This window comes from Lactobacillus kefiranofaciens (assembly GCF_900103655.1).
Classification (GTDB): Bacteria; Bacillota; Bacilli; order Lactobacillales; family Lactobacillaceae; genus Lactobacillus; species Lactobacillus kefiranofaciens.
In genome coordinates this window covers 1-11563 of the sequence record NZ_FMXC01000048.1, presented here as the reverse complement: position 1 = coordinate 11563, position 11563 = coordinate 1, and the positions used below count along the sequence as shown (strand labels likewise).

Annotated in this window: 13 protein-coding genes and 2 pseudogenes; all 15 read left to right on the top strand. The window is 42.6% G+C overall.

The features are described 5' to 3' along the window. Window positions 1-829, top strand: a pseudogene (locus tag BLP58_RS10705) (MobQ family relaxase); the annotation flags it as partial. Between the two features lie 83 nt (window positions 830-912). Beyond that, window positions 913-1224, top strand: a complete 312-nt coding sequence (locus tag BLP58_RS12505; RefSeq protein WP_013855342.1) for a hypothetical protein — start codon at window positions 913-915, stop codon at window positions 1222-1224. A 36-nt stretch (window positions 1225-1260) separates the two neighbouring features. Beyond that, window positions 1261-1872: a hypothetical protein gene (locus BLP58_RS10695; protein ID WP_013855343.1), complete on the top strand. Its 612-nt coding sequence runs from the start codon at window positions 1261-1263 to the stop codon at window positions 1870-1872. A gap of 1 nt (window position 1873) precedes the next feature. Continuing rightward, window positions 1874-2209, top strand: a complete 336-nt coding sequence (locus BLP58_RS10690; protein ID WP_013855344.1) for a CagC family type IV secretion system protein — start codon at window positions 1874-1876, stop codon at window positions 2207-2209. A gap of 20 nt (window positions 2210-2229) precedes the next feature. Beyond that, a complete protein-coding gene (locus tag BLP58_RS10685) occupies window positions 2230-2592 on the top strand; it encodes a hypothetical protein (RefSeq protein ID WP_003625636.1) in 363 nt (120 codons plus the stop codon). Continuing rightward, entirely contained in the window at window positions 2561-3220 is a 660-nt protein-coding gene (gene trsD / locus BLP58_RS10680; protein WP_003625639.1) for a TrsD/TraD family conjugative transfer protein, read from the top strand. Before BLP58_RS10685 ends, trsD begins: the two co-directional genes overlap by 32 nt. Before the next feature lie 11 nt (window positions 3221-3231). Next, window positions 3232-5250: a VirB4 family type IV secretion system protein gene (locus BLP58_RS10675; RefSeq protein ID WP_003625641.1), complete on the top strand. Its 2019-nt coding sequence runs from the start codon at window positions 3232-3234 to the stop codon at window positions 5248-5250. Further along, window positions 5243-6661: a type VII secretion protein EssB/YukC gene (locus tag BLP58_RS10670; protein WP_013855345.1), complete on the top strand. Its 1419-nt coding sequence runs from the start codon at window positions 5243-5245 to the stop codon at window positions 6659-6661. The genes BLP58_RS10675 and BLP58_RS10670 overlap by 8 nt, the downstream gene beginning before the upstream one ends. Continuing rightward, entirely contained in the window at window positions 6662-7816 is a 1155-nt protein-coding gene (locus BLP58_RS10665) for a phage tail tip lysozyme (protein WP_013855346.1), read from the top strand. It abuts the gene before it with no gap. A gap of 13 nt (window positions 7817-7829) precedes the next feature. Then, complete coding sequence (locus BLP58_RS10660; RefSeq protein ID WP_013855347.1) at window positions 7830-8447, top strand: SadB/YajI family lipoprotein; 618 nt, start codon at window positions 7830-7832, stop codon at window positions 8445-8447. Next, window positions 8434-8802, top strand: a complete 369-nt coding sequence (locus BLP58_RS10655; RefSeq protein WP_025084234.1) for a thioredoxin family protein — start codon at window positions 8434-8436, stop codon at window positions 8800-8802. The genes BLP58_RS10660 and BLP58_RS10655 overlap by 14 nt, the downstream gene beginning before the upstream one ends. Further along, window positions 8803-9273, top strand: a complete 471-nt coding sequence (locus BLP58_RS10650; protein ID WP_013855349.1) for a hypothetical protein — start codon at window positions 8803-8805, stop codon at window positions 9271-9273. 1 nt (window position 9274) lies between these two features. Continuing rightward, window positions 9275-10819: a VirD4-like conjugal transfer protein, CD1115 family gene (locus BLP58_RS10645; RefSeq protein ID WP_025084235.1), complete on the top strand. Its 1545-nt coding sequence runs from the start codon at window positions 9275-9277 to the stop codon at window positions 10817-10819. A 14-nt stretch (window positions 10820-10833) separates the two neighbouring features. Further along, entirely contained in the window at window positions 10834-11208 is a 375-nt protein-coding gene (locus BLP58_RS10640) for a hypothetical protein (protein ID WP_013855351.1), read from the top strand. 5 nt (window positions 11209-11213) lie between these two features. Next, a pseudogene (locus tag BLP58_RS10635) lies at window positions 11214-11563 on the top strand (conjugal transfer protein TrbL family protein); the annotation flags it as partial.

Genomic DNA, 11563 nt, shown 5'->3' with positions numbered 1-11563 from the left:
GCCATATACCAGCTGGCAGTTATTAATGCAACAAGAAAAGGAAGTCAAAATCGAGCTTAAATATACGCTGATGATTCATGATGATAGCTTAGAAAATCTAGAACACGTTGATCAAGGTCTACTAGAAAAGTATTCACCAACCGAGCAGCAAAAGATTACTCGCGCAGTCAAAGATTTGCGAACAATCATGGCTGTTAAGCAAGTTATTCAAACCCAATACCAGGAAGTTTTAAGAAGAGCCTTTCCTAACGGCAATTTTAATGAATTACCAATGATTAAACAGGAACAAGCCTATACAGCCGTGATGTACTATGATCCTGTTTTAAAGCCATGTCAGGCCGAAACGATTGAACAGTGGCAAGCAAATCCACCACAGGTGTTCAGTCCCCAAGAACATCAACAAGGACTAGCTTATTTATCGGGACAGCTTAGCTTAGATCAGTTAGAAAATCATCACTTACAACGGGTTTTAAAGCATGATGGCACTAAACAACTCTTTTTTGGCGAATGCAAAGCCGATCCGACGATTAAGAACAGTCAGATCGAGAAAATCCAAAAACAGTTAAAAGGGCAACAAGCCAAGGACGACCAGTACAGAAAAGCAAATATCGGACATTATCAACCACTGAACTACAAGCCAGTTAGTCCAAGCTACTACTTAAAGACGGCCTTTAGTAACGCAATCATGACCGCCCTATATGCCCGTGATGAAGATTACGAACGGCAAAAACAGGCGCAAGGTTTAAAGGAGACTGAGTGGGAAATGACGAAAAAGCAACGGCAACACCAAACTCGAAACCGGCATGAAGATGGGGGCATGCACTTGTAATCTAAATGTAAAATTAAAAGTGCACCAACGTGCTCATTTAATGGTACAATGAACCCATAATATAGGGAAAGGAGTATTCACATGTGACAAAGAAACAGGAATGGTTTAGCTTAGCTCAAGCTAGTCTCAAGCTTGAACGAGGTAGTACGTACGTGAGTGTTTGGTTAAGACGGCACCCTAACGAGTTGCCAAGTGAAATGCTCATGGAAACGGGCAAAGTTAAATTAATATCTGAAGATGGCATTGAATGGATTAAAAACCACATAAAAAAAGAGGGCGTCCTCGTCAGCAGTAGAGTTGCTAACGGGGATCAGCACCTGGAAGTTACGATTCTAGGTGTCACCCTCCTAACAATCCATTTTACTGGGCGGGTTAGGGGAAAGCTAGTTGTTTAGCGTCCCTAACGCGTTTTTTTTTTAGGAGGTGATCCAATGAAAGTAGAAAGCTGGCAAGGCATTAATGGCAAGTTAGTTCATGATGAGCAAAAGGCAATTATGGTTGATAATGACCAAGCATTAACTGATCAAAAGCAGCTACAAGCAATTTTAGATCAAGATGGGCAGCCAATCGATGAAGTTCGCCGAGCAATGATTAAGAAGACGGTTAAACGTCAGCTAAAAACTCCGCCATTAAAACTTAGTGGCTGGTTTAATCGCCATCAAGACCGTCAAAATGCTAAAAAGACCGAAAAATTGGTGAGTGACAAACCGACCCATCAATATAAGCAGATCAAAAATGAAATGACCTTTTTTGGTGAGAGTTTCCTGGAAGGCTTCTTAGGCTTCTATGGCTTAGAAGTTGATAACGCCTTAGGTCGTTACGAACATAATTTGCATGTCTTAGAGGCCCAAGAATTAGGCCAGTCAGAAAAAGAGTATTACTTAGCCACGAGTGAAAACGGCCGCGTCAAATTAGCCACGGATCCATTACCAAGCCAGCAAATTGCCGAGGAACAATTGAACAAGTTCTATCAGCGTGAGCCAGAAGAAACGCAGGCAGAATCGGTTCAATTACGGTCACAGGAAGACGGAAAGGAGGAATAACATGAAGTTCAACAAAGTAAAAGCGTTAGCAACTACTGGAGCTACTGCGATTTATTTGGGCTTGATGAACGCCCAGGTTGTTTTGGCGGCGGACGGTGGCGAAGTTAAAAGCAAGCTAACCAGCGCTGGTAAGACGATTCAAGGTATTTTAACTGGCTTGGTCGTTTTAGTTGGGATTTGTGTCGCGCTATTTATTATTATCAAAAGAATGCCTGACGCAGACGATCCGCGAGAGAAATCAGAAGTTTATCACGCGGTTGGCCGGGTGGCTGGTTTAGTGGCCTTAGCGGCAGCCATTATCTGGCTATTACCTTGGGTTTACAGCCTATTCACTTAATTTAAAAAGGAGCCTGCCAAATGAAGAAAGGGAAAGAATTTATCTTCCCAGAAAACGTAGATAAAGACTACGGGATCTGGAAAGACTACACCTTGAAGGATTTTGGCGTAGCGGGACTGGCAGGACTAGTGGGCTTAATTTTTATTGCGATCCCACCCTATGGTCTGATCTTAGTCCTGATAAAAATAGTGATTGTTGTCTTAGCCATGACGATTGTCATGGCTATTTTAACAATTCGACCAGTTGCGGCGCGGAAGAATATTAAAGTGCGGGATAACTTTAAGCTGAAACGCCGCTATGCCAATGGTCAGAAACTGTTTTATTTAAAACCGAAGAAGCGAGGTGAACTAAATGCGTTTGAAGAAGAACAAAACCGCCAATAAATCAGCCAGGCTAGATTGGGATTACCAACCGCCCAAAATCAATGGTGGCAAAGAAACCATTGATGACATGAGCTTGGTGGTGGGTATGTATGGTAATTACGAAGTTACCAAAACGGGTAATCTCGTTGGCATTTTGGAAGTTAGTGGGATCAACCTGGATCTACTTAATGAAACCGAACAGCAAGACGTTTTTGAGGACTATGGTGCGTTTCTCATGAGTACCTTAGGTGAAGGCGTTGATGACACATTACAGTTCTTAGAACCGACGATTCCCGTCAATATGACGGCTTATCTCAATGGTCTCAAACGGCGGTATCTCGCCTTACAAAAAGACCACCCGGAGCAACAGTTCAAAATCCAGCTCATAGCCAGTTACTTGGATCACTTTACTAAAGTCCAAGAATCCAAAAACATGACAACTAAGCAACATCTGCTAATCGTTAAGGTACCGATTAAAGACAAGAGCGTTAAAAGCTTAAACTTAGCCGTCACTCATTTAGACGAAAAGATCGAACAGGTTAAACGAGACATTGAAAATGCATTAACGGATTTTGATGTGACGGCCAAAGTTTTGACTAGTCAAGAAGTCCAAGAGATTTTAAAGAACTTGATCAATTTTAATGGATAGGGGGCAACAGGATGAGTTTTGGTGATAAGGTCATTGATTTATTTATGCCAACTAAAAAAGAGCATAACCAAGGCAACAGCGACCAAACGGGTAGTAAGCCCAAACCGGAGGTTGAGGATTTTACCAAGCTGATTGATCGCGATAGCTTGCATTCACTATTTCCGTTCAGCTGGGAACAGTACCCCACCTACGTCCAGTCGGGCGAGAATTTTATTCGGGTGTTAGCGATCGCTGACTATCCCAAGCGGGTTTACGGCAACTGGTTGTCAGAATTGAAGCGCAAAAAAGGCGTTATCGATATTGTGCAATATATCGACAGCGCCAGTAACAATTCAATGATTACCTATTACAAGAAGACGATTCAAAACAAGGAAGCGCAGAAGTTAAATACGTTCGACCCGTATAAAAAGAAAATTCTGCAAAACTATATTGATTCAGCCAACATGCAACTAGATAAATACCTCGATAATTCTACCACATTTGTGTACCAACATATGCTGATTTATCTGCGGGCCAACAGTTTAGCAGAATTAGATGGCTTAACCGAAAGCGTTAAGAATACGTTGATTAAACTACAAATGAAGCCCTTAGTGCCCGTTAAAGCGACTTTCCAAGCATTTTGGTCAACCATGCCAATTAACGAGAACCTCATGGGGGATTACACCTATAAAGAGAGTAATACCGAAGTCGCCAGCAGTATGTTTCCTTTTGATGACGCTGAAATTCTGGACTTAAAGCCGAGAAGCGATATTGAAGGAGTTAACAAAGATACCAACAGCTTAATTGCCGTAGATATGTTGGATCGCAACAAGACCCTAAATCAAAATCAAGTGATTATCGGGACCTCGGGGGTCGGCAAGACCACCTATATGATCCAAAAAATCCTACGCTACGCCATTCAAGACTATCAACTCTACATTATTGATCCAGAAAATGAATATACCAAAATTGTCGAAGCCCTAGGTGGGGCAGTCCTGCACCTAACTTCTAATGCTAAGTACAAAATTAACCCGCTCCAAATCTTTTCCGAAGAAATCTTAAGCGCCGATGAAGCGGTCACAAACCTTGATTTACTAGTTAAAGATAAAATCCAGCGATTAAAGGGATTCTTTGAAGTCCTTAAAACCGGGATTACCCAAGTTGAACTGGCAATCCTTGATGATGTCGTTAAACAAGCTTACGTCAACAGTGGCGTTTTGAAATACAGCCGCTTAAAAGAAATTAAAGACGATCAGTGGCCGACCTTATCCAATGTTTATGACGAGTTGGAAAAATTGGCAGATAAGGACGCCGACAAATTCAATCGGGTCAAAGACTTCTACTACATCTTAGGCAGTTATACCCATGGTTCTAACAGTTTATTTGACGGCCATACCAACGTTAACTTAAAAGGGAAAATCATTTCCTTTGATTTAAAACCGCTACAAAGTGAGCAGGAAGTCCAATCAGCCGCCTATCTGAATACTTTCCAGTATCTATGGGACGAAATTACCAAAGATCGGCATAGCCGCAAGAAATTATTTGTCGATGAATTTCATTTCTTGACCTTGCACAAAGCAGCCGCCACCTTTTTCCACCAAGCTTACAAGCGGTTTAGAAAGTATAATGCTGGGGCGATTGCCGGAACGCAGCAAATTCAAGATGTAATTGAAGGAACGACAGATACCGGGCAGAACATTGGTGAAGCCATTATTGGGAACTCCTATACCAAAGTGTTCTTTGGTCTTGACGGTAAAGGCGTTGATGATGTGATTACCAAATTGCGTATGACGTTCTCGGATAAAGAAAAGAAGTTATTAGAACGTCGTAGACAAGGTGAAGCCCTGATGATCTATGGTAGCCAACGCGCCTTTATGCGTGTCGAGTTGACCGAAGAAGAACTACGGCTAATTGACCCAGAAGCTTACCAAGAAAAATATCACCGTGAGACAGCCGGGCAGCCGGACTATCAAAAGCGCGTGGTCTTAACACCTAGTGAGATTGACGCTTTAACTACCACCGAGGAGGAAGGAGGGACTTTAAATGAGTAAACCAAACCAGTTATTGAATATAGAGGTTGGCACCTTCAAGCGACAGGGAAACCAGTTAATTCTCGAACTCAATCACAATCAATTTCGATATGACCAGTTGAGTGAGCTAAACGAATTAAAGGAAGCTGATGCCAATTTCTTACAGTTGGTTAACGTGGTTGAGCAAGGCCAGAAGGTTGTTTTAACTTATACCTTGCCGGATAAGGTCAGATCATTAAAGGAATTACCACATGAAAATAAAGCAATCCGGTCAGCAATTGCCAAGGAAATCATGGCGCAAAATGTGGTTAACGATAGCCAGTATCACGTTGCGTTGAACCCAGCTAACCTGTGGTATTACCCCATGCAACATGTTTGGTACGCCTACCGGGCCAATGAACTCATGCCTTATGATGACAAGCATAGCAATTTAGCCAAATACAAAGCACTGATTCTGTTTTGCTTGACGGGGACGCCTTACGAACGGCTATTAAGCAATCCTCAAGAAGCCCTGGCCAAGCACCCGGACGACTATTTACAACAAGTAGCTAAAGCTACGTCGTTAAATGAGTTAAGGGAAGTGGTTAACGGCATTGAGGATTTTGTGAGCTATCACGAATGGCAGGCAGTTGAAACGGCCCAACAGAAAACCAAACAACGTTTATGGTTGAGCGTGGCCGGAGTGGCGATTGTGGCCGTTTTGGCTGTCGGTTTAGTCCATAAAAGTGACGAACGGCAATATCAAAGCTTAGCTAACCAGAACCAAGCCCAGGTCACGCGATTAAAATATAGCGGTCAAATTCAGACCGCTTTAAATGATCAAAAATGGTCGGAAGCGCAAAAAGATATGAAACGGGCCGGCTATCCTTTAACTAAGCAAGTCAGTGTCTTTTTAAAGCATCGTCAGTACCAGCAAGCCTTAAACGTTGACCCAAGTCAGTTGAACAAGGTTGTTAATGCGGCTTATGCCAACAAAGATAGCGGACAGATTGCCAATTGGCAGTTACCAACTAAGGCGACAAGCACGCAAAAAGATCAATTGAAACTCGAAAAAGCGATTGTTAATTATGATACCAATACGCTTAATAACCAATTATCCTTTACGACGAACGCTGATGTTTTATTGAGAATGGGACAAGCGTATTTAGACCATAACGACACCCAAGACGCACAGACGGCACAAACTAAGTTAGCCGGGGTGAATACTGCTAAAGCTAAGTATTTAAAGGCGTTGTTAAGGCTTAATTCAGCAAAAGGTGACGTCAGCGCCGCCCAAAAGGCATTAGACGAGGCCAACAAAATTAATGGTAAGAAGAATAAAGCTAAGGCCAAAAAGGTGGCTGCGGCCAAAGCGGATTTAAAGAGTGCTCAAGCCGATCAGAAGGCGGCCCAAAGGCAGGCTGATCAAACCAAAGCTAAAGCGGGTGATTAAATGCAGGCGATGGCCTTCGAATATAAGAAAAAGAAGTGGAAGCTGATTGCCTATATTGTGGGCGGTGCCATTCTGCTGATTATCTTATTGATAGCGGCAGTAACAGGTCAATTGCAAGAAAACAGTTGTGATAATTCAACCACCACAGAAACGCAATTAGATAGTAAGAGCATGACGGAAAATGCCAAAAATATTTATGCACACTGGAAACAGAAGTATGGCGCCACCCCACAAGCAGCCGCTGGTATCTTGGGGGTCTTACAGCTAGAAAGTCGCCTTGATCCCAAGTCCGTTAATTCCAGTTCCGGGGCCACGGGCTTAGCCCAGTGGTTAGGTGGTCGAAAAGATAAGTTGGAGGACTTGGCCCACAAAGAAAACAAATCAGCAACCAATCTCGGGGTGCAGTTGGACTATCTCGATCAAGAATTGAACAGTAGTTACTATGCGTCAAACAAGCAGATCTTTAAATATACGGACGTGCACAAAGCGACGAAAGCCTGGTTAATGGATTATGAAGGCATGAGCAAAAACCCGGAACAATGGTATTTAAGCCAAAGATACGGTTATGCCGATCATTGGTATTCCGTGTTCGGGGCGAGTGATCCCGTGGCCGGTAATACGTTAGACAATGCGAGTTCCGGCGATCTGACCGAGTTAGGTTGTGATAGTGACCCGAGCTATTCCGGTGGCAGCATTGTTAAAAACGCGGAAAGTATGAAAGGCGATTTCTACTATGTTCAAACCCACCCCGGCCCCGATTTAGGCAGTGATTTAAAGAATCCCAGCAAAACTGGTGGAACTGATTGTTCGGGCTTTGTCTGGTTAGCGCTTAATAAAGCTGGTTACAAGGTACCGGCCAACATGGGCTGGTTTACCGGCACGATGGCCAGTGACGCCAAAGGTAGCCATCAATACTTGAAACAGATCAGTGAAAATGATGCGAAAGCCGGCGATATTGTGATTGTTAATCAAGGCGCGGGAGCCGGAAACAACGGGCACACTGCCATTCTGCTAGGCAAATGGCAAGGTAAAGCCACCAAAATCATTGAACAAGGTGGCGTAGGCGACAAGGTTAACGAAAGCACCTTTAGCACCGCCTTTTATAGCTTACTAAATGGTGGTGATGTAACGTTAGCCCGGCCAATCAAGAAGTAAGGAGGGAAAACAAATGAAGCGGAGCATGGTTTTAAGTGTGGTGATTGGCAGCTTGATCTTAGTTATGTCATTAGGAACGAATGCCTATCAACATAGCCAAGTTAAGCAGGCGCAACAGCAGATTAGTCGGCTACAAAAACAGAAGCGCCAAGTTAACCAGCAATTGACTAAAGCCAACCAACAAAAGCAGTTATTGAGCACCCAAATTGACAGTTATAAGACCTACCAAAATAATAAAGACAAAAGTCAGGCTGAACTTAGCTTTAATACGGTAGTCACAAAGTTCTTTAAGGTCATGAACAACTTTAAGCCCAAGACCTACGGTCAGCGTAGAAACGGCGTGAAAGACTTGATTTCCGACAAGCTATATCAGCAATACTTTTCAAATAAGGGCACGTATGGTGATAGCAATAGTGTTTCAGCTAAGTTAAATCAACTGAACCTGTATACGCAAAGTAAGCAGGGGCAAAATATGAAAGGCTTGGCCGTTGTCAGTTACGAAAGTAAGAGTGGCGACAACGACTGGCAAAAGGCGACGGTACTTTATCAAGTGACTTTCGATACCACCACGGATCGAATCACTGATGTACAGAATCTTGGGAACAGTTTTAAAGCGAGTGACCTTGATTAAAAAAGTAAGCAAAGCCCTAGCGGTGATCGTGGTGATACTTGCAGTATTAGGCTTTGCAGGTCATAGCTATGTGAACCATGTTGAGAAAGAGAAAACAGTTGTGACGCTGGCTAAGCATGCCAACAAAGTTCTATTCTTTTACCGTGATGATTGCCCGGATTGCCAAGCTATTTTTCATCAGATTTATTGGCACAACGCAATCAGTCACAACATCGTCTTGATTAACATGAATCAGCCAAAGAATCGGCATTACATTCAACAATATCAATTAACGTCAGTACCGACCTTGATCCATGGCAAGCAACGATACTCCGGTACCAACCAACAAAGGATTAAACAGATAGTAGGTGATTAGATGAAAGACAAATTATTAAACAGCGTTAAAGTCAGCTGGCCATATCTACTAACGCTAATCATTGGCTTGTATTTAGCGGAGATTTTAGCTGGATCAGTCATGGCCTTGTCCCGCTATAAGTTGGCATTTGCGGATCATATGCCAACGGTGTTAAAACAGTTAGTCTTACACCCCTGGCACTATTACAGTTTGTATTTGGGGCAAAAGAATCCGGTATTAATTATCGTCAGTATCGCTGTGGTCCTGTACACCATTTATTTTGCTTTGAAACGCAATAGCAAGCACAAAGCGTGGGAAACTGCGGACACTGAAACCCACGGGAGTGCGACCTGGGGGAATTTAAAAGAATTGAGTGACCATTACTTTAGTATCAATGCCAAAGACCTCACCACAGCATTTAACAAGAGTACCAAGGCAGAAATTCTCAAATCATTAGTGGATCGAGAAAAGTCAGCGAAAGGGGGGGATTAACATGAATGGGACGATTTTAGGGATCGTGGATAAACGGATTGTTTACCAGAATAACAGCACCAAACCCAATCGGAATATCTTTGTGGTTGGGGGACCTGGATCATATAAGACCCAATCAGTCGTCATTACCAACCTGTTTAACGAAACGGAGAACAGCATTGTCGTAACCGACCCGAAAGGTGAATTATACGAAAAGACGGCCGGTATCAAACTAGCCCAAGGCTATCAAGTACATGTCGTCAACTTTGCCAACATGGCGCACAGTGATCGCTACAACCCCTTTGATTATATTCAACGGGATATTCAAGCTGAAACCGTCGCCACGAAGATCGTTCAGAGTGAAAATGCCGAGGGCAAAAAAGATGTGTGGTTTAGTACCCAAAGACAGCTTTTGAAGGCTTTAATCCTGTTTGTCATGAACCACCGGTCACCAGAGCAACGAAATTTGGCGGGCGTAACGCAAGTATTGCAAGAAAACGATGTGGAAGCCGAGGAAAAGGGTGCAGATAGTCCGTTAGACACCTTATTTCTTGATCTAACCATGTCTGATCCAGCGAGACGCGCTTATGAGTTAGGTTTCAAAAAGGCCAAAGGGGAAATGAAAGCCAGCATTATTGAAAGCCTGTTGGCGACCATTTCGAAGTTCGTCGACAAAGAAGTGGCCGATTTTACCAGCTTTTCAGATTTTGATTTAAAAGAGATTGGCAAAGCCAAAGTTGTGCTATATGTGATTATTCCGGTGATGGATAATACCTATGAAAGCTTCATCAATCTGTTTTTCTCACAATTGTTTGATGAATTATACAAATTAGCCGCCGATCATCACGCTAAATTGCCCCACCAAGTCGACTTTATCCTTGATGAATTTGTCAATTTAGGCAAATTCCCAAAGTATGAAGAATTTTTAGCAACGTGTCGAGGGTACGGCATTGGTGTCACCACCATTTGTCAGACCTTAACCCAGCTCCAAGCTTTGTACGGCAAGGATAAGGCCGAGAGTATCTTAGGTAATCATGCCGTTAAAATTTGTTTGAATGCCGCTAATGACGTGACCGCTAAATACTTTAGTGATTTGTTAGGTAAATCGACCGTAAAAGTGGAAACCGGTAGTGAGAGTACCAGTCATAGCAAGGAAGAAAGCCACAGCAAGAGCGATAGTTATAGCTATACGAGCCGTTCACTCATGACACCCGATGAAATTATGCGTATGCCCGAAGATCAGAGCTTATTAATCTTTAGCAATGCGCGACCAGTCAAAGCGACAAAAGCGTTCCAATTTAAACTATTTCCAGGGGCTGATCATTTGGTTAACCTGTCACAGAATGAGTATCAAGGCCAACCAGAAGCCAGCCAGGAAACCAACTTTCATCAAAGAGTAGCGAAATGGAAAGCAAAATTAAAGGAGACTGCTCAAAAAAAAGCCGCAAACAAGATGTCTCAAACAGAGGAGGAACAACAACAGGACAGCCTAGACAGCGACTTAGAGAGAGTTTCAAATAAAGATAGTCAAACAGAGGAGCCAGACGATGACAACTTACTTGGATAATGGAGGACATATTAATGAAAAAATATCGGAAATATATAATCGCTGTGATGACAGTGTTGCTGATTGTTGTTGGTCTTACCGCTTGTGGGAAGTCTACAGCACAGGATTTGCAAAGTAACAAATGGTATCTCAACCAAAAAGGTCAAAGCTACAAAACCCAATTCAATAAAAAAACAATGATTATTGAAAGCCCTTTGATGAATGTAAATGCCACTTATTCAGTCAGCAATACTTCCGGTAAAGAATATTTAAAAGTAAATACTGATGATGAGAAAAATCAAAAGTTTGAATTAACTCAAATTAGCGATGGTTATAAGGCTAAAGCAATTAATAAGTCTGCTAAAGCAGATAACGGATTAGGGAGTTTTGAATTGCAAAAAAGGAAGTGATAGATATGTTTGTTTTAGGTGATATTTCAGGACTGGTTCAGGGAGCGATTGCTAAATTTTTTGAATGGGCATTATCTGGTTTGCTGGACGGTTTATTCAACATCTGTAAGGCAATCATTGACCAAGCCAATCAAAGCTTGCCGATTGTTAAAACGTGGTATGCCATCTTCCTGTCCTTTGCGACATCGTTAGTCGTTGTGGTTGTCCTTGGGCGTATTGTGATGACAATTATAAAAGAGGCGGACGAAAGTACCGATGTGACTTGGGCTAATATCATCATGGACGGGATTAAATCAGCGGCCGTGATTCCGGTTTTCGTGTTCTTACAGGGCTTTATTCAAGGTTCAATTACCTT